Annotated in this window: 20 protein-coding genes and 1 tRNA gene; 13 read left to right on the top strand and 8 right to left on the bottom strand. The window is 50.0% G+C overall.

Features of this window, described 5'->3' with window-relative positions:
* Positions 1-12: 12 nt before the first annotated feature.
* From SPIBUDDY_RS13810 to SPIBUDDY_RS13800, 3 genes are all read right to left on the bottom strand, one after another.
* Positions 13-897: a carbohydrate ABC transporter permease gene (locus SPIBUDDY_RS13810; RefSeq protein ID WP_013608386.1), complete on the bottom strand. Its 885-nt coding sequence runs from the start codon at positions 895-897 to the stop codon at positions 13-15.
* Positions 897-1,784: a carbohydrate ABC transporter permease gene (locus SPIBUDDY_RS13805; RefSeq protein WP_013608385.1), complete on the bottom strand. Its 888-nt coding sequence runs from the start codon at positions 1,782-1,784 to the stop codon at positions 897-899. Before SPIBUDDY_RS13805 ends, SPIBUDDY_RS13810 begins: the two co-directional genes overlap by 1 nt.
* A 72-nt stretch (positions 1,785-1,856) precedes the next feature.
* The gene (locus SPIBUDDY_RS13800) at positions 1,857-3,134 is read right to left on the bottom strand and encodes an ABC transporter substrate-binding protein (RefSeq protein ID WP_013608384.1); all 1,278 of its coding nucleotides are present in this window, start codon (positions 3,132-3,134) and stop codon (positions 1,857-1,859) included.
* Between the two features lie 276 nt (positions 3,135-3,410).
* On the opposite strand from SPIBUDDY_RS13800, the gene SPIBUDDY_RS13795 reads away from it, so the two are divergent.
* From SPIBUDDY_RS13795 to SPIBUDDY_RS13785, 3 genes are all read left to right on the top strand, one after another.
* Positions 3,411-4,577: a serine hydrolase gene (locus tag SPIBUDDY_RS13795; RefSeq protein ID WP_013608383.1), complete on the top strand. Its 1,167-nt coding sequence runs from the start codon at positions 3,411-3,413 to the stop codon at positions 4,575-4,577.
* A 33-nt stretch (positions 4,578-4,610) separates the two neighbouring features.
* Positions 4,611-5,168, top strand: a complete 558-nt coding sequence (locus SPIBUDDY_RS13790) for a CDP-alcohol phosphatidyltransferase family protein (protein WP_013608382.1) — start codon at positions 4,611-4,613, stop codon at positions 5,166-5,168.
* 508 nt (positions 5,169-5,676) lie between these two features.
* Positions 5,677-6,456 (top strand): ice-binding family protein, encoded by a 780-nt coding sequence (locus SPIBUDDY_RS13785; protein ID WP_013608381.1) that lies wholly within the window; start codon positions 5,677-5,679, stop codon positions 6,454-6,456.
* A 271-nt stretch (positions 6,457-6,727) separates the two neighbouring features.
* Here SPIBUDDY_RS13785 and SPIBUDDY_RS13780 read toward each other — a convergent pair.
* A tRNA-Ala gene (locus SPIBUDDY_RS13780) sits at positions 6,728-6,801 on the bottom strand.
* 182 nt (positions 6,802-6,983) lie between these two features.
* Here SPIBUDDY_RS13780 and SPIBUDDY_RS13775 point away from each other — a divergent pair.
* From SPIBUDDY_RS13775 to SPIBUDDY_RS13760, 4 genes are all read left to right on the top strand, one after another.
* Positions 6,984-8,450: a DUF1538 domain-containing protein gene (locus SPIBUDDY_RS13775; RefSeq protein WP_013608380.1), complete on the top strand. Its 1,467-nt coding sequence runs from the start codon at positions 6,984-6,986 to the stop codon at positions 8,448-8,450.
* Complete coding sequence (locus SPIBUDDY_RS13770; RefSeq protein WP_013608379.1) at positions 8,447-9,052, top strand: hypothetical protein; 606 nt, start codon at positions 8,447-8,449, stop codon at positions 9,050-9,052. Before SPIBUDDY_RS13775 ends, SPIBUDDY_RS13770 begins: the two co-directional genes overlap by 4 nt.
* 208 nt (positions 9,053-9,260) lie before the next feature.
* Complete coding sequence (gene asd / locus SPIBUDDY_RS13765) at positions 9,261-10,280, top strand: aspartate-semialdehyde dehydrogenase (RefSeq protein WP_013608378.1); 1,020 nt, start codon at positions 9,261-9,263, stop codon at positions 10,278-10,280.
* A gap of 112 nt (positions 10,281-10,392) precedes the next feature.
* Positions 10,393-10,902, top strand: a complete 510-nt coding sequence (locus tag SPIBUDDY_RS13760; RefSeq protein ID WP_013608377.1) for an NUDIX hydrolase — start codon at positions 10,393-10,395, stop codon at positions 10,900-10,902.
* Here the strand turns inward: SPIBUDDY_RS13760 and SPIBUDDY_RS13755 are convergent.
* A complete protein-coding gene (locus SPIBUDDY_RS13755; protein WP_013608376.1) occupies positions 10,899-13,127 on the bottom strand; it encodes a U32 family peptidase in 2,229 nt (742 codons plus the stop codon). The two genes, SPIBUDDY_RS13760 and SPIBUDDY_RS13755, sit on opposite strands and share 4 nt — an antisense overlap.
* A 191-nt stretch (positions 13,128-13,318) precedes the next feature.
* Between SPIBUDDY_RS13755 and SPIBUDDY_RS13750 the strand changes: the two genes are divergently transcribed.
* The 5 genes from SPIBUDDY_RS13750 (at position 13,319) to SPIBUDDY_RS13730 (ending at position 18,726) form a co-directional block, all read left to right on the top strand.
* Complete coding sequence (locus tag SPIBUDDY_RS13750; RefSeq protein WP_013608375.1) at positions 13,319-13,867, top strand: cyclic nucleotide-binding domain-containing protein; 549 nt, start codon at positions 13,319-13,321, stop codon at positions 13,865-13,867.
* A 99-nt stretch (positions 13,868-13,966) separates the two neighbouring features.
* Positions 13,967-15,823, top strand: a complete 1,857-nt coding sequence (locus tag SPIBUDDY_RS13745) for a phosphoenolpyruvate carboxykinase (GTP) (RefSeq protein ID WP_081454665.1) — start codon at positions 13,967-13,969, stop codon at positions 15,821-15,823.
* A gap of 70 nt (positions 15,824-15,893) precedes the next feature.
* The gene (locus SPIBUDDY_RS13740) at positions 15,894-16,850 is read left to right on the top strand and encodes a helix-turn-helix transcriptional regulator (protein ID WP_049787910.1); all 957 of its coding nucleotides are present in this window, start codon (positions 15,894-15,896) and stop codon (positions 16,848-16,850) included.
* Positions 16,851-17,056: 206 nt separating this feature from the next.
* Entirely contained in the window at positions 17,057-17,263 is a 207-nt protein-coding gene (locus tag SPIBUDDY_RS13735; RefSeq protein WP_013608371.1) for a hypothetical protein, read from the top strand.
* A 179-nt stretch (positions 17,264-17,442) separates the two neighbouring features.
* Positions 17,443-18,726 carry a uracil-xanthine permease family protein gene (locus tag SPIBUDDY_RS13730; RefSeq protein WP_013608370.1) on the top strand — a complete coding sequence of 428 codons (1,284 nt, stop codon included), beginning with the start codon at positions 17,443-17,445 and terminating at the stop codon, positions 18,724-18,726.
* Between the two features lie 71 nt (positions 18,727-18,797).
* Here the strand turns inward: SPIBUDDY_RS13730 and SPIBUDDY_RS13725 are convergent, their stop codons facing one another.
* Positions 18,798-19,952, bottom strand: a complete 1,155-nt coding sequence (locus SPIBUDDY_RS13725; RefSeq protein ID WP_013608369.1) for an iron-containing alcohol dehydrogenase — start codon at positions 19,950-19,952, stop codon at positions 18,798-18,800.
* A 307-nt stretch (positions 19,953-20,259) separates the two neighbouring features.
* On the opposite strand from SPIBUDDY_RS13725, the gene SPIBUDDY_RS13720 reads away from it, so the two are divergent.
* Entirely contained in the window at positions 20,260-21,144 is an 885-nt protein-coding gene (locus tag SPIBUDDY_RS13720; protein WP_013608368.1) for an HRDC domain-containing protein, read from the top strand.
* Here the strand turns inward: SPIBUDDY_RS13720 and SPIBUDDY_RS13715 are convergent.
* A complete protein-coding gene (locus tag SPIBUDDY_RS13715) occupies positions 21,116-22,045 on the bottom strand; it encodes a ketopantoate reductase family protein (RefSeq protein WP_013608367.1) in 930 nt (309 codons plus the stop codon). The two genes, SPIBUDDY_RS13720 and SPIBUDDY_RS13715, sit on opposite strands and share 29 nt — an antisense overlap.
* Positions 22,042-23,112: a M20/M25/M40 family metallo-hydrolase gene (locus tag SPIBUDDY_RS13710; RefSeq protein WP_013608366.1), complete on the bottom strand. Its 1,071-nt coding sequence runs from the start codon at positions 23,110-23,112 to the stop codon at positions 22,042-22,044. Before SPIBUDDY_RS13710 ends, SPIBUDDY_RS13715 begins: the two co-directional genes overlap by 4 nt.
* Positions 23,113-23,121 lie beyond the last annotated feature (9 nt).

The following is a 23,121-nucleotide window of genomic DNA, read 5'->3' as shown; positions in this document are numbered from 1 at the left end:
CGCGTCTCCCCTCTATTTTATCGATCCTTCTACCATACCCTTGATAATGTATCGTTGAGCAAAAATGTATAATACTATAATTGGAAGCATGGCGATCAGGGTTGAAGTAAGAATGAGATCCCACTGCTTCAGGTATGCACCAGCAAAAGCCGTGACTGCAATCGGTATGGTCTGTACACTTCCATTGGAACCCAGCACCAACAAGGGCAGCAAATAATCGTTCCATATCCAGATTCCATTGAGAATGAGGACGGTGACAATAATCGGCTGCAACAAGGGAAATACAATCCTGAAGAAAACCGTGCTTCTCGGACATCCGTCAATGGTCGCCGACTCCTCAATCTCCAAGGGGATGTTCTTGATGAACCCGTGAAAGATGAAAATGGAGAGGGGACTGCCAAAACCCAAATAGGCAAATACAATACCCGGTATGGTTCCTAGGAGTCGGATATGCAAAAAGTTCCCGCTGATTCGCATCCAGCGGACCAAAGGATACATGAGAACCTGGAAGGGGATGACCATTGCTGAAACAAAAGCCATGAAGAGAATGGTAGACCAAAGGGTCTTGTTTCGTACCATGACCCAAGCAGCCATGGAAGAACAAATTACAATTACCAACAGTGAGATGACCGTAATCAGGATGCTATCGACAAAGGCTCCGAGGTAGTCCACCGTCGGATTGTTGAAAATCAACAAAACATTGGTTCCCAGTTGAGCCCAACTGGCAGGAGGAGCAATGGCGTTGAAAATGATCTCTTTCGAGGTTTTTGCCGAGTTCAGTACAACCATGAAAAAGGGAAACATGAAAAGCACGAAGAGTAGAATGGTCAGTACTTCCAACAGGACCATTTCCGGCTTGAAAATTCTCTGTTTTTTGCCTGTGTATAGCGTTTTCATCACATCTCCACCTCTTTGCGCTTATTCACCGTTACCTGGATCAGGGAGACTACCAAGAGTGCAAGAAACAGAACCACGGCCTTGGCTTGGGCCTCAGCCATTCGGTTTGCCGTTGCTGTATTGAAGATATTCATAGCCAACAACTGACTTGCCTTTATCGGGGTGTCCATAAAGCGGGTGGCAGGTCCGCCGTTGGTCAACGTCAGGTTCATGTCGAATTGCTTGAACGAGGTGGTCAATGTCAAGAAAATGGAAATGGTAAAAGCATTTGCCATCATGGGCATCAAAATATGGATGACCCGGGAAAAATAGCTTGCTCCATCGACATTGGCCGCCTCCATCAGGGAGGACGGAATGCTTTGGATGGCAGCTACGAAAATCAACATGATGTATCCGGCATACTGCCAGGTATTCACTACAGCCATGGTCCATATGACCGTATGGGGAAGGCTGAGAAACGATGTCTGGAAAAACTGTATGGCATAGGTCGTCCCGATTTCTACAAGAATATTGTTCAGGATGAATTGCCAGATATAGCCCAGTACGATTCCCCCGATAAGGTAGGGCACGAAGAACCCGGAACGGTAGAAATTTCTTCGTTTGATTTTGCTGGTGACAACAAGGGAGAGAACGAAGCTCACGACATTGATGAACACGATGTTTATCAGTGTGTAGGCGATGGTAATCAGAAAGGAGTAGACGAAATCCGGTGATGCCATCAGATTGCTAAAATTCTTCAAACCGACAAACATAACATCGTCGCTTACCCCATTCCAGTTCGTCAGTGAATAGTACAAGCCGAAGAAGAAGGGTATGACGATGACCATGAGAAAGGTCAGCACGCAAGGCGCCACGAACAAAATATTGACGGCACGATTCTGTTTCATTTGATGCTCCCCGGATCAACCTGCAGAAGTTCTTGCACAGGACATACTCCTGTGCAAGAACCGAGACGATTATTACATGGTAGGTAGACTTGCGACCGCTTTCTTCATGTCTGCGATGAACTGGTTGAGATTGTTCTGGTTCTGTGCAAACAGGTCGAAGATCGGACCAAAGACGTTCTGTCCAGCTCCGTCGGGAAGCATGCCGAAGAATACGCCGTAATTGCCGCCCTTGGCGTTTGCAGCCATCAAAGCCTGGCTCAACTGTCCGGCGGGCTTCAAAGTCACTGACTTGAACGCAGGAATCATACCGGCCTTGTTGACCATGTAGTCATGTCCGTCGGCGGTGGTTGCCATTGCAGTCAGGAAAGCCTTGGCAGCAGCTGCATTGGGGCTCTTTGCATTGACGCAATACCAACTCGGGGCGAACAGATACAGACCTTTCTCTTCTGCATCCAGGAATGCGTGCGGGGCATACCCGATCTTGAAGGTGACGCCGAGCTGCTTCAGGTTGGGATCGACCCAGTTGCCCTGGTGCAGGAATGCAGTCTTGCCTTGTGCGAATGCTCCGACCTGGTCGTCATAACTGCCGTTGAGCAGAATCTTTTGGTCGGCATACTTGAACAGCAGCTGCAGATACTTTGCATATTGCAGGAAACGGGCATCGTCAAGCTTTCCCTGCAGGGCCATATCGATGATGCTGGTGTCATTGAAATCAAGTCCACCACCCCAATATGCAGCCAAGTTGTGCTGTGCGGCTACCCACCACATGCCACCGGCTACAGAAGCTGCCATGGCAACGGGTGCATCAATTCCGAGTTCGGCTTTCTTGGCTTCCAACGTCTTGAATGCCTGCTCGTATGCTGTTCGGGTGGTCAGCTTTGCCGGATCAATACCCGCCTTGGCGAGAATGTCGGCATTGTATGCCAATCCGTAGCCTTCGATTGCAACCGGGAAACCATACACTTTTCCATCCACCTTGAAAGCAAGGTCGGTATCTGCAACCCAGCTCTGATCACCTAGGTCGGCAATGTAGTCTTTCCAAATGTCATAGCCGCCGCGGCCTTCAATGACGAAGATATCGGGCATTTGTCCAGCTTGTGCCTTTGCCTTAAGTGCCCCACCGTAGTCGGCACCGCCGCCGAGGGTCTCGACCTTCACCGTCACCCCGGGGGTGGCTGCCGTGTACTTGGCGGCATATCCATCAATGGCGTCCTTGATCTCAACTTTGAGCTGGAACATGTTGACGGTTGTTTCGCTCGACGCTTCCTTGGTACCGGCACCAAATACTGAACCGGCTGCCAGGACGACCATGAGGCTTATTGCCACCATGCTCAACAGTTTTTTCCTCATTTTTTTCATTCCTCCTTAGTAAATCTGTGATACTACCTACCTATATTCTGGGTAGGTGTTACGTAACACCTGTCACCAGTATAGCACGCCTTTGGAGCCTGTCAATGCAGTAAGTACCTAATATACATAACAAAGAGAGACAGATAGTTTCTTTGCTGGGAAAAATCTTGTATACGGGTGCGTACGTCTTGGGGCTCAAGGAAAAATACTGTCTGCTTGGTATTTCAACGCAGATTGTTGCTTTACAAAGAGATTGTCATGGGTACATAGTATGGCATGCATACCTATAAACGCTTAGCGCTCATACTCATCCTTCTGTTCGTAGTTGGGACGGCTGTCTTTGCCGATGAGGCAAAGGTCTTGACCGACATCTTTCATGAAGGTCCTGCCCGTGTTACCTATACCAAGCAATTCGAGGCCGCGGTTCCTTTGAGCAGCATGCAGCAATTGCTGGTTCAGCTCACCATGCAGCTGGGTACCTTCAAGCAGGTTGAGGGAACTTCCAATCCCTATACCATAGTATTTGAGCAAGGTACGGTGACTGCCTATATCAGCCTCGATGGGCAGGGCAGTGTTGCAGGTCTGCAATTTACCGAAGTGATCAGCTCGAAGCTTACCCTTGCGGACAGCGTAAAACAAATAACCGATTTGGATGCACAGACATCGGTGCTCATCCGTAGGAATGGGCAGACCTTGGCCTCCTATCAGGCTGATGTCCCGCTTGCCGTGGGCTCTGCTTTCAAGTTGGGCGTATTGGCTGCCCTTGATGACGCAGTTAAGGCAAATCGGATGCAATGGGGTCAGAGCGTCAGGCTGGAGAAGGCGTATAAAAGCCTTCCTACGGGAATTCTGCAGGATTGGCCGGTCGGTTCTCAACTTACCATTGAAACGTTGGCTACATTGATGATCAGCCAAAGTGACAACACTGCCGCCGATGCCCTCTTGTCCTTGGTGGGTCGACAGAATGTGGACCGATACCTGATGCATAGCAAGCCGACGTTGTCCACATCTGAAATGTTCAAGTTGAAGAATCCAAAAAACAGTGACATTCTGGCAAGGTTTCGTTCCTCATCGGTAAGCCAGCGGCTCCTTCTTCTCGAGGAATTGAAAGAGAGAGAGCTTCCGAATGCCGGTCTATTCTCTGGTGACCCTGTTGCCATCGATGTGGAGTGGTTCATGACTGCCAAAGAACTTGCGACGCTGATAGAGCGGCTGCAGAGCTTGGATTTGATGACGGTCAATGCAGGTCTGGCAACCAAGGAGCGCTGGCAACGGGTAGCCTTTAAAGGGGGCAGTGAACCAGGCGTGCTCAATCTCACCACCTATTTGGAGGACACGCAGAAGAACCGCTATACCGTAGTGGTGACGGCAAATACCAGCAAGAAGCCACTGGACGAAAAGAAGATTATGGAGAGCTATCAGGCTATTCTGAATTACTTATAGGAAATTGAACGCTCTTGTTGCGAGGGATACGAGATGCAAGTAGTAAAGAACATTCCCAATTTGCTCTCTCTTTCTCGAATTGCTTTATCGTTCGGAATGTTCTTTGCAATGAAGCATCCCCTTGTCTTGTTCTGGATTATTGTCGCCTCAGGCCTTACTGATGTCCTCGATGGCTTTTTAGCACGTCGACTGCACTGTGAGAGTGACTTGGGAGCCCGCCTTGACTCCTTGGGTGATTTGGTGTTTTTCAGCGCCTTGGTTCTGTATGTCGTGCGCTACCAGATGAACATAGTCCAGAAATACATAGTGGGCATCTATGTAATTTTTGTAATCAAAACCCTCTCTCTTGTTGTTTGCACCATTAAGAACCATGCCACCTATTCATTGCATACGTATGGAAACAAACTTACCGGAATACTGGTAGTAGGAGCCGTCTGCCTGATCTTATTGACAGCAAAAGGCACATTTACTGCAATACTTGTTGTTGTGGGTATGTTCAGTGCCCTGGAAGAACTGCTGATTATGTGCTTCTATAAAAATCCTGATAGCAATACAAAAAGCATCTTCCTGTATAAGAAAAAGCATGAATAATCGGTAAGAGCTTGTATGTAAAGGCTTGGGTCCCCCTTTTCCATCCAAGCATGCCTATGAAATAGTGAGTAAAAGTACCAAAAATTAGATTTTAATGCCAATCATTAATAAAAATAAGCAATTAATGTTAAAAATTTAGTTTAATTGATAGAAATTAATTTATATTGTTTGACAATATGTTCTATCTATGTGATGATGTATGTAGAGAAGGTGTCTTTGAAGTATCAGGCTCCTTTTAGAGAAGGTTTACGCAGCACAGCGTAAGTCCCGCCAACCGTATTTTCTGTAAACGCAAGGACTTTGCACAGAATTCGTTGGCACACATTCCATAAAACATCGTTCTTCTTAGCCTCTCTATACCCAAGTACCGGTGTATTCAGAATCGTGCTCTCACTTGAGTTCAGTTTCTGTCAGCTAGGCGTCTGCAGAGAAGGATGCATCTCATTCACAGTAGTAAAACAGTACGGAAATAGTACGTACATCGAAGCAAGAGATCCGGAGGATTTCCATGAAAAAAACCAAAAATGTAAGAAGAGTTCTCGTAGCAATGTTTGCAATTATCATACTTGCAGTCTCGTTTATCGGATGTGAGGGAGGAATTCCCTCTACTGGCATCGGCTCTACAGTAGTTGATCTGGGATCAGCCGGCGATTTTGTGATACTGGCAAAATCCGGAGTCTCGACAGTCCCTTCTTCTGTTATCACCGGGGACTTGGGATTAAGCCCGACGGCAACATCCTATTACACAGGATTCTCCGAAACCCTCAATGGAACATCGGCAACATCAACACAGGTCACCGGCCTGCTCTATGCCGCTGACATGACTTCGCCTACGCCTTCAAACTTGACTACCGCAGTAGCAGATATGGAGACAGCGTATACCTTTGCAGCCGGCAGAACTCTTCCGGATGAGCTAAACCTCATGTCTGGTTTAATCGGTGGTCAGAATCTTGCCCCCGGCCTCTACAAATGGACAAGCTCGGTGAATATCAGTGGGGCTAATCTCACCCTCACCGGTTCGGCGACTGACACTTGGATTCTTCAGATTGATGGGGATCTTACGTTGGCCAGCGCCTTGCAGGTGACGCTTGCCGGTGGAGCTTTGGCAAAAAACATTTTCTGGCAGGTAGCTGGTTCCGTGAGCTTTGGAGCAACTTCCCACTTTGAGGGAATTATATTGGGTAAAACCAATGTTGAGGTGGGAACCGGTGCAAGTATGAATGGAAGATTGCTGGCCCAGACTTCCATTGCCCTTGATCAGGCTACGGTGACGCAGCCCGCACCCTAAACTTTGATTCGGGTTACGTTCGCCCGCTAGACAGGCTCCCCCAGTGTCGGGGTGATATTCCTCCTCCTTGGCCGTATGCACATTCACAACGTGTATACGGTCAAGCTTGTATATAGTACATATTTCCGCTGTTTGTGTTAGGTGCTAAAATGTATTGAGTAAAGGATATATGTTGCATTTGCACGGAATATACGACTATCTAGCCGTGTCCATGCAACAGGGAGGATGTCACAAAATGAAAAAAGCCGTTGTTTTCACAACGACTTCTTAGTGGAGGTAAGGGGAATCGAACCCCTGACCTTTTGAATGCCATTCAAACGCTCTAGCCAACTGAGCTACACCCCCAAGGCAATAACAGAGGGTATCATACGAATTGAAAACCAATAAGTCAAGTAGGTTCAAAAGAATTCTATTTTTGCCGGCTTGACCTTTTTTTACTTACAGAGTAATAATTCTTTGTATAATTAACACATAAAGTATCTCATTCCACGAAGGAAAGTTTCTATTTCCAGCACAAGGAGGATTGCATGGAGTTGCTCAAGAAGCTCAAGGAAGTTGGCTCGTCCATAATCCCCATCCTTGTGCTCGTAACCCTTATGCATTTCTTTCTTACGCCCTTGCCTGAAGGGTCTCTGGTCTCCTTCCTTATCGGTGGTGCTTGCATTATTGGTGGGCTCTCCCTTTTCTTGCTGGGAACCGAAATCGGCCTGTTGCCCATCGGAGAGAAAATTGGATCGGCTGCAATGCAATCCAAACACCTTATTGTCCTTCTGGGAACCGGCCTTGTTGTTGGTGTGGTAATCATACTGGCAGAACCAAATATTGTAGTGTTGGTGGAACAGATAAAAGGGGTGAATCCCTTTTTGTCGGCCGCCAGCCTCATAGCCATGATAGCCCTCGGTGTAGGCTTGTATTTTATGATCGGTATAGCCCGGGTAATATTTCATCTGTCGCTTCGCTGGATTTACCTGATCAGCTACACGTTGATTTTTATTCTGTTTATCTTCGGTCCGTCTGAGATGATGGGCATCGCCTTTGACAGCGGAGGAGCCGCAACCGGTCCCCTGTCCGTTCCCTTCATCATCGCCATCGGTGTAGGTATCGCCCGTGTCCAGAAAAAACAAAACGACGCTGACAATTTCGGCTATGTCTCCCTTGCGCTCATCGGGCCTACGCTTGCCATTGCAATCCTTGCCCTCTTCACGCAAGGAGGAGGTTCAGCGGGACCGTCAGAAGTAAGTATTGCCATTGACGGCAATTTTCCCTCCCTGTTCCTACCAAGCATCATTATGACTTCCAAGGCACTCGTGCCGCTCTTGCTGCTGTGCCTTTTCTATCAAGTGTTTCTCTTGAAAATGCCCTTGGGCCAGCTCGTTCGTCTCGGCATTGGTTTCATCTACCTCTTTCTTGGTCTCACGCTCTTCTTTGTGGGGTCCAATGGAGGCTTTATTCCCGTCGGCTATCAAATCGGGTACACCATAGGAATGTTCAATCCCTATCTTCTTTTGGTGGTGGGCTCTGTCATCGGGGCCATAACCGTCCTCAGTGAACCCTCAGTCTGGGTTCTGGTGGACCAGGTGCAGGTTATAACCCAAGGCCATCTGAAGAAACCAGTCATGCTTGGCGCCCTGGCAATCGGAGTAGGGCTTTCCGGATTTCTTTCCATGGTGAGGGTGATCACCGGCCTGAGCATCTGGTATTTTGTTCTCCCCACCTATGCCTTGGCCGTATTGCTCTCTTTCTGGGTCCCCGACTTGTTCGTAGGACTGTCGTTTGACAGCGGCAGCGTGTCCTCCGGCCCCATGGCCTCGACATTCATCCTTTCCTTTGCCATCGGTTCATCGGTGGCAATGGGGGGCAATCCTGTTAGCGATGCGTTCGGTGTAATCATATTTGTTTCCATGACCCCCGTGGTCATCGTCGAACTTCTTGGCCTCGTGTACAAACGGACACAAAAGAAGATGGCAGCTGCGAAAGGAGGAAAGGGCATATGAGTAATACCTTGTTATTTGCAATTGTTGAGGAAGGGAAGGCCGATGCTCTGATGCTGACGGCCAAGCGGGCCGGCAGTACGGGTGGTACCATCCTTACCGGACGGGGTACGGCTTCCAATTCGTTCTTGTGCCTTCTAGGCTTAGGAGACTCTCATAAGGAAATTCTGATGACAGTGGTCTCGGAGGCGGTGAAGCCCGCAGTATGGGAGGCTCTGCTCTCTGATCGGCATGTTCACGGAATCCTTGCTGCTGTCACTGCTTCATGGGATGGGACACCAAGCACACCGCAAAAGGGTGGTGAGTGGGACCTGATCAATGTTATCTGCACCAATGGGTATGGCGATGACATCATGAGCGCCGCCAGAAAGGTTGGAGCAGGCGGGGGAACCATCATCGATGGCCGGGGTACTGCACTGCCTGATGATATTGCTTTTTACGGCTCGACATTGGTTGCAGAAAAAGAGCTTTTGCTCATGTTCGTGAAACGCGACGATACACACAATATTTTAGCGGCGATTGCCGGCCTTTCGTGCATGCAAAAACCCGGTAGCGGGATCGCCTTTACCTTCGCAGTGCAAGAAGTTGCAAAACTTGGAAGGTAGTGGAATTCTGTACAAAAGCGTACAAATTCGCTATGCTTTTGAGAACGTTCGGCTGTTCACTATGTTGAAATCATGTGTTAATATAATAACAATCTGTTAAAAAATTCAATTACTTGTTACCAAACACTTGAAAAACTCACGAAAAAACAGTACCGTACGGATACTTTAGCTTACATGAACGGCCTTTTGCCGTTTAGGAGAACCGTAGATGGACAAGAAAATAAAAGTTGCCGTAATGGGTGCTACTGGTGCAGTTGGCCAGGTATTTATGTGGATGCTCGCCGATCATCCTTGGTTTGAATTGGCATATGCCACAGCATCAGCTTCCCGCGTTGGCTTGCAATATGCTTCTACCGTACACTGGGTCATGCCCTTTGAAATGCCCAAGAACGTACGGGAAGTGGAAGTGAAAGAGTTCAATATGGAAGCAATGAAGGAAGCCGGTGTCCAGATTGTTTTCTCAGCCCTTCCTGCAGAAGTTGCCCGTGAAGCGGAGCCGCAACTGCGTGACTTTGGTTTCTACGTATTCTCCAATGCTGCTTCCATGCGCTATGAGAGCAACGTCCCCATCCTGATTCCCGAAACCAATGTTGAACAGCTCGACTTGATCAAGGACCAGGGCTATCCGCAGTCTGGTTTTGTGGTAACCAACGCCAACTGTGTCACCACCGGCTTGGCCATGGCACTCGCTCCACTGCGCAAGTACGGGATCAAGAACATCATGATCCACAGCTATCAGAGTGTCAGCGGTGCAGGGTATCCCGGCCTTTCCTCCTTCGACATCACCGACAACTGCATTCCTTTCATCAAAGGTGAGGAAGAGAAGATTGAAAAAGAGATCAAGAAGATTCTTACCATCAGCCCCGAGGTATATTGCTATACCGTTCGCGTACCGGTCATGTTCGGACACCTCGAAGCTGTCTGGCTCGATTTCGAGCAGGATGTAGAGGTGGAGGATATTATCCAGGATTGGGCCAACTTCAAGGAAGTTGCAGATCTTCCTTCCACACCAGAACTACCGGTTGAGTACGGCAGCGACAACACCTTTCCCCAACCCAAGTATGCCTTCTGGGGCAATCCGAGCGGCATGGTTGTCTACACTGGTCGCTTGAAGAAGAAGAACAACAAGATTGGTTTCCTTCTGTTGGTCAACAATATTGTCAAGGGCGCAGCTGGTGGCTCGATCCAGAATGCTGAAGCTTTTGTAAAGCGGTTCGGCCTCATCTAACCAAAAGCATCTTGCACTCCAAGGGCTTCCATCTCCTCGCAGGGATTGGAAGCCCTTTTTGTCTTGTCACAGTGCATCCATAATCGTAGACTGTCCGAACCAAGGAGAGACAATGGCAGAGTATTGGGATCTCTATGACACCGACCGAAAAGCACTCGGCAGAACACATCTGCGCGGCCTCTCCTTACCGGAGAATACCTACCATGTGGTGGTCTCGATATGGACAGTCAACCAGGAAAACAAGCTGTTGGTGACACTTCGCTCCGAAGAGAAGGAGTTGTATCCGAACCTATGGGAAAACACCTCCGGTTCGGTAGTCAGCGGTGAGACGAGCCGTCAGGGAGCCCTCAGGGAGCTGAAAGAGGAGACCGGTATTGTGGCAACCGATGATGAGTTGGTTTTCCTTGGTACTGCACGCAAGAGGTTCTCTTTCGTAGACATCTACCTGGTCAGGAAAACTGTGGAGAATCAAGCCATCCGGTTGCAGGAGGGCGAAACTTCCGCATATAAGTGGGTGACCCTCTCAGAGCTGGAGGAAATTCACCGGCAAGGCGAGCTCGCCTTCCCGGTAGCCTATCGGTTTGAACAGTTCAGAACGGTATTCGAAACCCTGCTTTCCTAGGCTTTTACCAAATACGTAATGCAATCCTCAACCAAGACCTTATAACGATCCTTGTCTCCCTTCACGTACCAGGAGCCCCGGTGAGGGCAGCCTTCACAGCTCAGCATGAGCGAGTCATGGCGGAAGCACGAGCGGCTGATGAATAGAGGCGGGGTGTAAGCTGCCTCAACAACTGTAGGAACAAACGGCCACGTGGTGAAGTCACCCTCATGCCGCTCCATCCACAAGTAAGCCCCCTTGAAGTTGAGCCCGAGGGTGAGGGCGAGCTTGGCTGCCTCACTGTTTGCGAGGTACAGATAGATGTCAAGGAAACAAGCGATTTGGGTTTCTCTGAAATAGGAAATCTGACCGATGTTGTTCAGACCGAATAGGACCTGGTCGAGTATGCCCTCATCACGGAGTTTTGCAACTATAAAGGTGAGGTCATCGGTGAACCGCCCTTCGTCGAACATCACCGGACTGAGAGGAAGATACAAGCGGTTCTCAAAGCTGAAGAGCATTGGTGAAAGTGCTTCGCCTTGTTCGGCTTTCTGCCTGAGCAGCTTCAAGTCAAGGAAGGGAAGTTTCTCAATAGTCTGTAAAGTTGAGCGGGGAGGCAGGCACTCGGTTTCCAGCTTGTCGGTGATCGGCTCGATGGTTTCTGCTGCAGTGAAGAACTGGGCCAGATTCCTGTCCAGACTCTCATACCACGCCCTTCGTATCGCCTTGAGTGCAGAGAGCGGCAAAAACAGATCATCCACAGCAAAGGCGGTACGATTTTCCAAGCTCAGCGTCCCGAGGGTGAAGTATGAGGTATCACTCTGACTGAAAATCTGCGTGAGATTGGCTTTGGTTTCCTGCTTCATGTTTGCTTGTGATAGTTGCAGGGCAAAGTATTGGGTTCCCTGACCCGATGAGAGAGTAAGCCCTTCATTTTCAAGGGTTATGGTCATATCGATGGGCTTTTTTGACGGATTGAGACTTTCAGAAAGGAGTGCGATATTCTGGTCGTGGCGGCTGATAACCATAAGCTGTTCCCCGGCTCGGGGTAAGACGGTGGAGGAAGGTAGGTTTATTTGTATCGTTTCGCCTCGATAGGCTTCGGTGATGCTCCTTCCCCTTTGGTCGATGATCATGGAAAGGCCGAACTTCACCGCATCAACCGGCTCTCGCTTGCCCTTGGCGAAATACATCAATCCGTCACGAAGACTCAGCTTGCGCTCGAGGCGGACCTGGGCCTTGCCTTCCTGGACCAACAGGATGGTGCCCGCCTTCAAACCGCGATGGGAAGGGTAGCTGGTGCTACCCAGGGTCGGGGTTTTCCTGATGGAGAAGTCTTGCTTTGTTCTTCCGTAACCGGCTAGCCATCCTGCTGTCTGTCTGCGTGAGAAGACGATGCTCAGAGCCTCATCCATTTCTTCAGTGTCTTGTTTCCCATCCAGGATCGAACGGTAATAACGGGCGGCGAGTGCCGTATAGGCAGGGCTTTTCATTCTTCCTTCAATCTTTAGGCTCTCGATGCCAAGGTCCTGCAACTCTTTTGCCACCGGACCTGCTTTCAGATCGCTCATAGAGAAAAACCACCCATCGCGTTGGCCTTCGGGAATCGGGCTGAGAGCGGCATTCACCTCAGGATCGGCACAGACGGAGAAATAGTTGCGGCAGATCTGGGCGCAGGCGCCGCAGTTTGCACTGCGTCCGCACAGCTGCTCGCTTGCCATGCAAAGACCGGAGAAGCTATAGCACAATGCACCATGGATGAAGACCTTCAGTTGTACATCGGGACAAGCCTCGCGGATAAGCTTGATCTCCTCGAAGGTGAGTTCGCGGGCAAGGACCACACGCTCGAATCCAAGGCGGACCATCTCGCGTACCCCTTGGATGGTATGCACTGCCAACTGGGTGCTGCCATGCAGCGCCAGGGAAGGGAATTGCTGGCGGATTATGCCGACGATTCCCAAGTCTTGGACGATGACGCCATCGCATCCGATGAACGCAATCTGCTTGAGGGTGTTGATAACTTCGCCAAGTTGGCTGTCATCAACCAAGGTGTTGACCGTCACATAGATTTTCTTATCTTGGGTGAGAGCAACCTGCCTGAGTTTTGCAAGGTCTTCAAAACTGAAGTTGGTTGCCATTTTTCGGGCTGAGAAACTTTTCATGCCAAGGTAAACGGCATCAGCGCCTTCTGAGAAGGCCACAAGGGCAGCTTGCAGGGACCCTGCAGGGAGAGCGAGTTCTGTCATAGCCTTAGGGTAGTCGCGCACCGCATCAGTGTCAATCTAGGCGATTTTGCACGAGGGAGGCTCTACCACGTCCTGAGCAAAGAATCCTTGCTTGCCCGCTCTATTAAAAATGCCTGAAATCAAGAATAAAGGCCCACCCTTGTTCTGAATACTGCTCACAGGGTATAATTACGTAGTGAAGGAGGCAGCCTATGACTATGCAGCATGATGCCGGAAATCCTGTTTTGGAGGTCCCCAAGGGGACGGTTGTGTATGAGCAGGGGGCTCCTTGTTCTTCAATGTTTCTGCTAAGAAGCGGTTCTGTGGGGTTGTACCTCAACTACCATACTCCTCAGCAATTCGAACTTTTTGAGATTTCAAAACCCGGTTCGAGTCTGGGAGAGATGGGCCTGTTCGATAAGGAACCAAGGAATGCTACCGCTGTTGCGCTTTCCGATTGTGTTTTGGTTGAGATTTCCCAACAAAATTTCCCCGCCTTTATTGCAGCCCATCCCGAGGAGACGACCCATATAATTCTGGATCTGAGCCAACGCTTCAAGTCGGCTATCCAGGAAGTAAAGAATAGCCACCAAATCGTTGCGGAATGCCTGGAGGCTCTCAAGGAAGCTCAGGTAAACAAGAAGGATACCTTAAAAGAGCGAATTCGTAAGATATCGGATTATTTGCTGGATATTCCCCAGGATGTTCCCCCTGAACTCTATATCAGCTTTAATTCGCGATTCCATGGAACGATGTTTTAGTTGGCAAGGTTTTGAAAAGGCTATTGTCAATTGTATTGATAAAGATTTAAAAAAAAGGTAACGTGGAAAGGCGCAATTCTCAACTTTAAGAAGAATTGCATGAAACTTACAGATAAGGAGTTGTCCATGAACGTCAATGACATTAAGCATGCTGGGCTCAAGAAATGGATCTTGGATTTTGCAGCGCTTACGACCCCCAATGAGATCGTTATTGCAGACGGAAGTTCCGCACAGTATGACCAATTGGTAGCCGAGCAGCTTGCCGGCGGATATTGTGTAGCATTGAATCCCGAAAAGAAGCCTGGTTGTGTAGCATACAATTCTGATCCTTCCGACGTTGCTCGTGTAGAGAACAGAACGTATATCGCTGCCCAAAACAAGGAAGCAGCAGGTCCGACCAACAACTGGATCGATCCCACTGAGCTGAAGAAGACCATGACCGGCCTGTACAAGGGCTGCATGAAGGGTCGTACCCTGTATGTTATTCCGTTCTCCATGGGCCCCATCGGTTCCCCCATTGCAAAGATTGGTGTAGAGCTGACCGACAGCGCGTACGTTGTCATCAACATGATGATCATGACCCGTGTCGGCTTGAAGGTTCTGGATGTTCTTGGAACTGACGGTGCCTATGTCCCCTGCTACCACTCTGTCGGCAAACCGCTGGCTGAGGGTGAAAGCGACAATGGCGTCTGGCCTTGCGCCCCGCTTGACGACAAGTATATCTCCCATTTCCCCGAGACCCGCGAGATTTGGTCCTATGGTTCCGGCTATGGTGGAAACGCCCTGCTTGGAAAGAAGTGCCTTGCCCTGCGCATCGCTTCCGTCCTTGCCCGCGATGAAGGCTGGCTCGCTGAGCACATGCTCATCCTCAAGATTTCCAATCCCGCTGGCAAGAGCATTTTTGTCACCGGTGCTTTCCCCTCCGCTTGCGGCAAGACCAACCTGGCCATGCTCATTCCCACCATCCCCGGATGGAAGGTTGAGACCGTCGGTGATGACATTGCCTGGATGAAGTACGGCTCTGACGGCAGATTGTATGCCATCAACCCGGAAGCTGGTTTCTTTGGTGTTGCCCCCGGCACTTCCTCTGATTCCAACCACAATGCTTTGATTGCCGCTTCCAAGAACACCATCTACACCAACTGTGCCCTCACCGAGGACAACGACATTTGGTGGGAAGGCATCGGCTACGATGCTCCTGGCAAGTTGATCGACTGGAACGGCAACGAATGGGTGCAGAGAAAGGGTGACAAGACCCAGAAGCCTGCAGCTCACCCCAATGCACGTTTCACCGCTCCTGCGAAGCAGTGCCCCAGCATTGCAACTGAATGGGAAGACCCGAAGGGTGTGCCCATCAGCGCAATCCTGTTCGGTGGCCGCCGCCCGAAGACCATCCCCTTGGTACACCAGAGTCATGACTGGAACCACGGTGTGTTCCTTGGTTCAATTGTCGGTTCCGAAATCACTGCAGCTGCCCTCGACCTCAAGGTCGGTACTGTCCGCCGTGACCCGTTTGCCATGCTCCCCTTCTGTGGTTACAACATGGGTGAGTATTTCCAGCACTGGATCAACGTCGGTAAGGCTGCCAAGGATCAGAGCAAGCTTCCCAAGATTTTCTATGTCAACTGGTTCCGCAAGACCGAAGACGGCAAGTGGCTCTGGCCGGGTTATGGTGAGAACAGCCGTGTCCTGAAGTGGGTCTTCGAGGCCTGTGAAGGTACTGCAAAGACCATCGACACCCCGATCGGCATTATGCCCACTGCAGACGCCATCGATCGTCCTGAAGGCGTTACTGTTGAGGATATGAAGGAGCTGCTTGCTGTAGATATCGACGGCTGGATCAATGAAGTCGAAGACATCCGCGCCAACCACTACCCGAAGTTCGGTGATAAGCTTCCCAAGGAACTCGCAACCTTCCTGGATCAGCTCGAGGCAAACCTCAAGGCTGCCAAGTAAGTAGCGTTTCTTACGGATTCTGTACTACGGCTCTCCTTCACGGGAGAGCCTTTTTGTGTATACTGGCATCATGAGCCAATTGGAACGCATCGTTTTCATCAATCGAACCATCGAACAAGAGGGTGGTGTACAAACCAGGGCGATCATGCGCGAGTTTTGCCTTTCGCGCAGGCAGGTGTTGCGGGACATCGAGTTTCTACGCGACCAACTGAAAGCACCCATACGCTACGAAGCTGAGAAACGGTGGTATAGCTATTCCCAAAGCTTCACCCTCTTTTCCAATTCCAATGAACGAATGTTGGTGCTGAACGCCCTTTTTAGAAGCCTTGCACAGTCTCAGGGACTTATGGGGGCTTTGACAGAAATGATCAGCGAAGGGCTTGATAGTGGATTGGAAAAAAGTTACCGGCCCTTGGCCGAGAAAATTGTGTTCATAACCCCGGTTCAGGATTGGCCCGACTACGAGGTTTTCAATACGATCTGCGCGGCAATGAAGAGCGCAGAGCGTATGACCATGCACTATAAGAATGCCAACGGAGAGCTCTCCAAGCGGCACATTGAGCCGCTGAAGCTGATTAATTACAGCGCTCGCTGGTACCTTGTCTCCTATGACATGCAGCACAAGGAGCTCAGGACCTTCCACCTCAGCAGAATCATCTCCCTTTCCCCGATTGCAGGGGACCTAATGAAAGATCGCTACAGCGAGGCAGAGCTTGATGCATTCATCCACTCCGGCTATGGTATTTTCATGGGCAAAACGGTTACCTATGTGACCTTCCGTGTCTACGGCTGGGCAATCAATACGCTGGCAACCCAAACGTGGCATGAAAAGCAAAAGCAGAGGCTGGTCAAGGAAGCAGGGCAGGATGCTCTGGAAGTGACACTCCCCGTAGCAAACCTGCAAGAAATTCTCTCATCACTCTTATTCTTCGGCTCCCAAGCACGGCCCATCGATCCTCCTGAGTTTGTTAAACTCTATACGGAAACCGTCGAGTCCATGCAAAATCGTATAAAAACTTTTAACTGAGACATTCTGTGTCACACTACCTGCCGTAAACTGGAATCAGAAACAAGGAGGGGAGTGTATGCGTGAACAGACAAACAATCTACCCGTGTGGTATGACAGGATGCTATCATCAGTGCCTTTGATGGTGCTCTTTATAGTATGTGTCTTAGTCTCTTCACCCATACTGCTGCTGTATGGAGCGCTTTCCCCCCTTTTCAGGAGGTAGCATGAACACACAAGAGAAGAGATCGGAGAGACCGGGAAGAAAAATCGGTGCTGAGCGCAGGCGGGTAGCCCGCATGATTCTTCGCGATTTTTATGAAAGTGAGCAGTTTTCCGCTTTGAACCGCACGGTTCAGCTTGCAATGCTTGAACTTTGCCCTATCCAGGAGAAAGTGTTCGATCAGGAAGATTCGTTGCGCAGATTGGCATGATGTTGCAATTTGGTGCCAATTTTGCACATATTTTGCATATTCATGCATGTTTGCACTTCCCACACTCTTTGAATTCTCGGTAGGATGGAGAGACTTCCTGCAAGTCATCATCCCCCTCTGCCTGTTTCCTGTACCAAGAGCCCAGGTTCTTTGTGTGCACAGGTTCAAGGAGCTCTCTGATGGCAAACCAACCATCCAGCTTTGTAAAGTATGGTCCGGCCGACAAGCCGCCATTGGGACAGTGGATTCCTTTGAGTATCCAGCATGTCTTCGCGATGTTCGGTGCGACCATTCTCGTACCCATCCTCACCGGATTGAGCCCCAGTACGGCGCTCTTCACCGCTGGTACGGGAACCCTGCTCTACATCCTGATTACCGGGGCAAAGGTTCCGGCTTTCTTGGGTTCTTCGTTTGCATTCATCCCTGCCCTTATAGCCATCAGCAGTAGTTATGGGGTGGCCTATGCCATGGGTGGTGCCTTCGTCTCCGGTCTTTTCTATACCCTGGTAGCCTTCATCATCAAGAAAGCCGGGTATGCATGGTTGAACAAAGCCCTGCCACCGGTAGTCATCGGCTCGGTCATCGTAGTCATCGGCATGAACCTTGCTCCCACCGCAATGGGGATGGCAATGAACGATGCAAGCGGCAACTACAGCCTCTTCTACCTGTCAATCGCAGCAGTCACACTGGCTCTTACCATTGTGGCAAACATTTTCTCCAAGGGCTTTTTCAGTATTATCCCGATTCTCCTGGGCCTGTTCGGGGGCTACTTCTTCGCCCTCATTCTCGGGCTTCTTTTTCCTCAGTATGCCTTGATCAGCTTTGCAGCAGTCAAAGAGGCTGCTTGGTTCGGGCTTCCCTCCTTTGCCCTTCCCAAGTTCAATTTGGTGGCGGCCGTAACCTTTATTATAGTATCGCTGGCAACCATCTGCGAACACCTTGGAGATACCCTGACCATTTCCAAAGTAGTGGGAAAGGACTTCTACAAGGATCCAGGCCTCGACAGGACGCTTGCCGGTGATGGTATTGCAACGCTTTGGGCATCGTTCTGGGGTGGACCTCCCAACACCACCTACGGTGAGAACATCGGAGTATTGGCACTTACCCGCGTTTACAGCGTCTGGGTAACCGGTGGAGCCGCAGTGGTTGCAATCCTCCTGTCATTCTTCCCCAAATTCGGAGCACTTATTCAGACCATTCCGAATCCAGTGCTCGGAGGCATCTCGATGCTGCTCTTCGGCACCATTGCTTCCAGCGGACTCAGAACGCTGGTTGATGCAGGAGTGAATTATGAGGACAAGCGCAACTTGACCATCAGCAGCGTGATTCTGGTCATCGGCATCGGTGGGGGAACCCTTTCCTTTGCAATGGGCCAGAACCTGACCTTCTCGCTTGCCGGCGTCGCACTTGCTACGCTTGTCGGCATTCTCTTGAACCTTGCCTTGCCCAAGACCCAGGTATAACAAGAACACGTAGTAGAAAAGTAAGAAGACCGCTCGATTTGAGCGGTCTTCCTTTGATAATCAGCTTCTCGTTATTTTACTGCCTTCCCGTAGTAAGCAGCCTCAAAAAGCATTTTTACATCTGCTATGGTAGGCTTTCCGGGATTGGTCAGCGTACAAGGATCTTCCCATGCATTCTTGCTCATGCGGTCCAGTACTTCCTTGAATTTTGCCTCGTTGAAGTCAACCTCGGTGCAATCCTTGAACGTGGAGGGGATACCCATTTTCTTGTTCATCCCATCGATTGCCTTGCAAAGGTCCCCAAGTCCCAGAATTTTTTCAGCATAGTCATACTTGTCACTGAATTTGCGGTTGTAGGCGATGACATAGGGAAGCAGAATGGCATTGGCAAGGCCATGGGTGACACCGAATTCCCCTCCGATTTTATGGGCCATCGAATGGACCAAGCCCAGGGAGGCATTGGTAAAGGCCATGCCGGCTAAGGCGGAAGCTTCATGCATTGCTTCACGGGCGGCCATGTTCTTCGGCTCTGCGTACGCTACCGGCAGGCTCTCGAGCACCATCTTGATCGCCTGGATGGCATACGGATCGGTGAAAGCCGTCGCTGCAGTCGAAGCGAGGGCTTCCACCGCATGGGCCATGACATCCATCCCGGTATTAGCGGTGATATGCTTGGGCATGGTCATCGGAAGTGCAGGGTCGAGGATGGCGATATCGGGAACCATATCGGCTGCTACAATCGGGTATTTAATGTGCTTTGCAGTATCGGTGATAACACTGAACGCAGTAATTTCGCTTGCAGTTCCACTGGTTGAAGGGATGGCAATGAACTTGGCCTTGGTACGCAGGGCGGGCATGCTTCCGGGTGTGATGATATCCTCGAAGCTGAGCTCGGGATGCTCATAGAAGCACCACATGACTTTTGCTGCATCCAGAGCCGAGCCGCCTCCGATGGCTACGATCCAATCGGGACCAAAATCGAGCATGCTCTGCGCACCCTTTTTGACGGTCTCGACCGAGGGGTTGGGTTCAACCCCGTCGATGATGATCGACTCGATACCGGCTTTCTGAAGCAGGGCTACTGTCTGCTCGAGAAAACCGAATTTTTTCATGGAGCTCCCTCCAGTGACGATAGCGGCGCGTTTGCCTTTCAACGTGGAAAGTTTTTCAAGTGAACCTTCTCCGTAATAGATGGTTCGGGGAATGGAAAAACTCATGGTACTCATTGCTCAACTCCTTGGAATCTGATGGATGACTAAAAGATATCGATATTTATTTATCGTGTTAAGTGGATTGAGTGGAATGTAGAAAGATTTCTAAGAAAAGCAAAACCATTTTAGGCAAAATACATAATAATATAAAAATTAGCATATAAAAAATGACTATACTTACTTATATACTGGTTATATTATCAATAATGTACAAAAAATATGAATAATATGATATAAAAGCATATTTTGTAATTTTCATTACTTCCGATACACGCAGAGAAGAGGTTCTCTCTTTCTTCTCAATTTGATATGCTGTCCTCCTATGCATACATACACCTTGATTGACTCCGATGCAAAACTGAATCTGTTGCAGTCACAATGGAAAGAGCAGGGCATCACTACGGTTGCCATGGATTTTGAAGGGGAGTTCAACCTGCATATCTACGGGGAACACCTCTGTCTCATCCAACTTTTTGATGGATCAGCCTACGCGTTGGTCGACCCATTCACCCTTTCCAAAGAGGCCCTGAAGGCCTTCTTGGAGGATGCTTCCCTCCTCAAGGTGATGTTCGACTGTGCCAGCGACTCAGCCTTGGTGCGCAAGCAATATGATATCTTGCTCGATGGGGTGTACGATATTCGCATTGCAGCCCTGGCTCTCGGATATATCGGCAACCTTACCGGGTTGGTGGAGCGCTATATACCTGAGGCGGAAAAGCCCAACCTCTCCAGCAAAAAGAAAAACCAGATGACCAACTGGCTTATCCGTCCGCTGAAGAGCGACCAGATTGAATACGCCCTCTCCGATGTTGAGCACCTGCTTGTTCTTAAGGATATCCTGGATGGGGAAGTGGAGAAAAAGGGACTGACTGAGAAAGTCGCCCTTGAAATGCTGCAGGCTGGAAAGAGCAAGGGACCGGACAAACCGGGTTGGACCAAGTTCTCCTCGTGGAAATATCTCTCTCGGGAGGAGAAGGTCTTTCTTAAGCACTTCTTCATTGCCCGCGATGAATTGGCCCGCAAGTATAACGTACCTGCAGTCAGGATTCTGGAAAAGCACCTTTTGCTGGAGATGGCAAAGGATGTTCCCTCATCGGATGCAGATTTTCATGTGTACTGCAACAATTGCACAGCAAAGAAGCTAACCGAACTGACTGCCAAGCTGAAAATCGCAAAAATCAACGCCTTTTCTGAGCTTGGCCGCTGAGAACGATATGCTCCTTGGCCTCCACCAAAAGCGATAGTGCCTGACAGGTGGGGGTAGGTATACCATGCTTGTTGCCCAGCTTGATCACCGTCCCGCAGAACCAGGCGTTCTCGGTCTTCCTGCCTGCCTCCATATCCTGACACATTGAGGTCTTGCCCTCAACTCCGAGGCTGCAGACGATTTTATGGTTCTGTTCTATCAGGGAGTCAGGCAGGTGCCCTCCTTCGCATTGTGCCACCAGTTGTACTTCCTTACAGATCAGATGGGCCAAGTTCAGTACCGATGGTTGGTCGAATTCAGAATAGGTTGCGTAGAGTAGACTGCTGATCGTGTTGTAGGTTGTGTTGAGCATGAACTTGTTCCACATCTGCAGCTGGATATCCTCTGGAACCACGTAGGCTATGCCCGCGCTTTCAAAGAGGTCCTTGATCGCCACAACCCGCTCGCTGATCGCGTTGTCCTTCTCACCAAACACAATACGTCCCTCGGCTGTATAGGTGATGGTATTGCCCATATGGGTGGAGTTCAGTCCGACGGCAAAGCTGTACAGAACTTTCTCCTGCCCGAATGCCGAAGCTAGAAGCTGTTCACTCTCGATGCCGTTGAGCAAGGAAAGAATTACAGTTTTTGGACCGACTGAGGACCTCATCAACTCAATTGCGGCTCCCAAATGATGGTTCTTCGTTGCGAGAATGATCAGGTCGGCTACCTGTGCCTCTTCAGCAGTACAGTAGCGAAAGGGTGCCCGTTCGCCGTTGAGTAGGATGCCCTGCTGCTCGTAGCGTTTCTTTCGGTCATCATCGACCAGAAAACAGACATGCTGGTTGCCCAGCAGATTATGAAGCCTTAGTCCGTAAAGAGCTCCAACAGCCCCGCAGCCGATAAGTGTAATCTTCTTCATAGCCTAGCCAACTCCAATACCAAGGCGCCCAGACGCTGTAATTCACTGATGGGAATATACTCACGTGTAGTATGAGCTTCTTCATAGCCGATGCCGCACACCAAGGTGGGAATGCCCAGTTCGTTGAGGATGTTGGCATCGCTTCCTCCCAAGGTGGGTTCCTCGCGGTACGGAAGGCCAAGCTTCGTGCAGGCGCTTTTGAACGTTGCCAGCACGGTGCTGTCTTGTGCATGGTGATAGACCTCATAGAGGTGATCGTGCTGTATCGTTACCTGGCCGCCATACCTTTGGGCAGCATCCTTGAGGGCTTGCACCATGGTGTCTGTCTGTTTCTTGAGCTTGGCATTATCCAAGCTGCGTGCTTCGAAAACCAGATGGGCCTTGTCGCAGACAATATTCTTTGCTCCCGGGGCAAGGAAGGACCCTACATTGGCGGTGGTTTCGCTGTCTATGCGCAATAGCGGCATGGAACTTACCGCAAGACTTGCCATCTGGATGGCACTGATTCCGCTTTCAGGCTTGAATCCTGCATGGGCACCCTTGCCGAGGAAGGTAGCCTCGATCTTATCGTAGGATGGGGCGGCTGTGATGGCTAACCCTACGCTCTGCGATGCATCGAAGGTATAGCCGTACTGGACACCACCAAGCTTCTCTTTTTGTAGTTGTTTGGCACCTAGGAGTCCCTGCTCTTCGGCAACAGTGAAGAGTATGACCAAGTTGGGATGCTCGCGCTTCTCATTCTTGATCGTTCTCAAGGCGAAGAGGATGGCAGCGAGGGCGGCCTTATCATCGGCACCGAGGGCGGTTGTTCCGTCGGTCCTGATGATACCGTCCTGGATGACAGCCTTCGCACCCCTGGCCAGCTCAACGGTGTCCATATGGGCGTTGAAGAGGATGGTGGGGCCTGTTCCGGGCAGGTAGGCGTAGAGGTTTCCCGCTTCGTCATAGTCGGTACTCAGTCCCGCCTCAAGCAGTGCATGCTCGAGCAACAACGCAATGTGTTGCTCCTCGAAGGACGGGGAGTCGAACGCTACCAGTTCCAAAAACGTGTCTAGGAGAGTTTGCATGCTCAGACT

The organism is Sphaerochaeta globosa str. Buddy (assembly GCF_000190435.1).
GTDB classification, from domain to species: Bacteria; Spirochaetota; Spirochaetia; order Sphaerochaetales; family Sphaerochaetaceae; genus Sphaerochaeta; species Sphaerochaeta globosa.
The sequence above is the reverse complement of the archived record's forward strand: the minus strand, read 5'-3'. Positions and strand labels throughout refer to the sequence as shown.

Excerpts from the sequence above, each read along its gene's own strand:
- SPIBUDDY_RS13710 (WP_013608366.1), bottom strand. The coding sequence starts at position 23,112 with ATGCAAACTCTCCTAGACACGTTTTTGGAACTGGTAGCGTTCGACTCC.
- asd (WP_013608378.1), top strand. The coding sequence starts at position 9,261 with ATGGACAAGAAAATAAAAGTTGCCGTAATGGGTGCTACTGGTGCAGTT.
- SPIBUDDY_RS13730 (WP_013608370.1), top strand. The coding sequence starts at position 17,443 with ATGGCAAACCAACCATCCAGCTTTGTAAAGTATGGTCCGGCCGACAAG.
- SPIBUDDY_RS13775 (WP_013608380.1), top strand. The coding sequence starts at position 6,984 with ATGGAGTTGCTCAAGAAGCTCAAGGAAGTTGGCTCGTCCATAATCCCC.
- SPIBUDDY_RS13725 (WP_013608369.1), bottom strand. The coding sequence starts at position 19,952 with ATGAGTACCATGAGTTTTTCCATTCCCCGAACCATCTATTACGGAGAA.
- SPIBUDDY_RS13800 (WP_013608384.1), bottom strand. The coding sequence starts at position 3,134 with ATGAGGAAAAAACTGTTGAGCATGGTGGCAATAAGCCTCATGGTCGTC.
- SPIBUDDY_RS13755 (WP_013608376.1), bottom strand. The coding sequence starts at position 13,127 with ATGACAGAACTCGCTCTCCCTGCAGGGTCCCTGCAAGCTGCCCTTGTG.
- SPIBUDDY_RS13810 (WP_013608386.1), bottom strand. The coding sequence starts at position 897 with ATGAAAACGCTATACACAGGCAAAAAACAGAGAATTTTCAAGCCGGAA.
- SPIBUDDY_RS13745 (WP_081454665.1), top strand. The coding sequence starts at position 13,967 with ATGAAACTTACAGATAAGGAGTTGTCCATGAACGTCAATGACATTAAG.
- SPIBUDDY_RS13750 (WP_013608375.1), top strand. The coding sequence starts at position 13,319 with ATGACTATGCAGCATGATGCCGGAAATCCTGTTTTGGAGGTCCCCAAG.
- SPIBUDDY_RS13785 (WP_013608381.1), top strand. The coding sequence starts at position 5,677 with ATGAAAAAAACCAAAAATGTAAGAAGAGTTCTCGTAGCAATGTTTGCA.
- SPIBUDDY_RS13760 (WP_013608377.1), top strand. The coding sequence starts at position 10,393 with ATGGCAGAGTATTGGGATCTCTATGACACCGACCGAAAAGCACTCGGC.
- SPIBUDDY_RS13720 (WP_013608368.1), top strand. The coding sequence starts at position 20,260 with ATGCATACATACACCTTGATTGACTCCGATGCAAAACTGAATCTGTTG.
- SPIBUDDY_RS13790 (WP_013608382.1), top strand. The coding sequence starts at position 4,611 with ATGCAAGTAGTAAAGAACATTCCCAATTTGCTCTCTCTTTCTCGAATT.
- SPIBUDDY_RS13735 (WP_013608371.1), top strand. The coding sequence starts at position 17,057 with ATGAACACACAAGAGAAGAGATCGGAGAGACCGGGAAGAAAAATCGGT.
- SPIBUDDY_RS13805 (WP_013608385.1), bottom strand. The coding sequence starts at position 1,784 with ATGAAACAGAATCGTGCCGTCAATATTTTGTTCGTGGCGCCTTGCGTG.
- SPIBUDDY_RS13715 (WP_013608367.1), bottom strand. The coding sequence starts at position 22,045 with ATGAAGAAGATTACACTTATCGGCTGCGGGGCTGTTGGAGCTCTTTAC.
- SPIBUDDY_RS13770 (WP_013608379.1), top strand. The coding sequence starts at position 8,447 with ATGAGTAATACCTTGTTATTTGCAATTGTTGAGGAAGGGAAGGCCGAT.
- SPIBUDDY_RS13740 (WP_049787910.1), top strand. The coding sequence starts at position 15,894 with ATGAGCCAATTGGAACGCATCGTTTTCATCAATCGAACCATCGAACAA.
- SPIBUDDY_RS13795 (WP_013608383.1), top strand. The coding sequence starts at position 3,411 with ATGCATACCTATAAACGCTTAGCGCTCATACTCATCCTTCTGTTCGTA.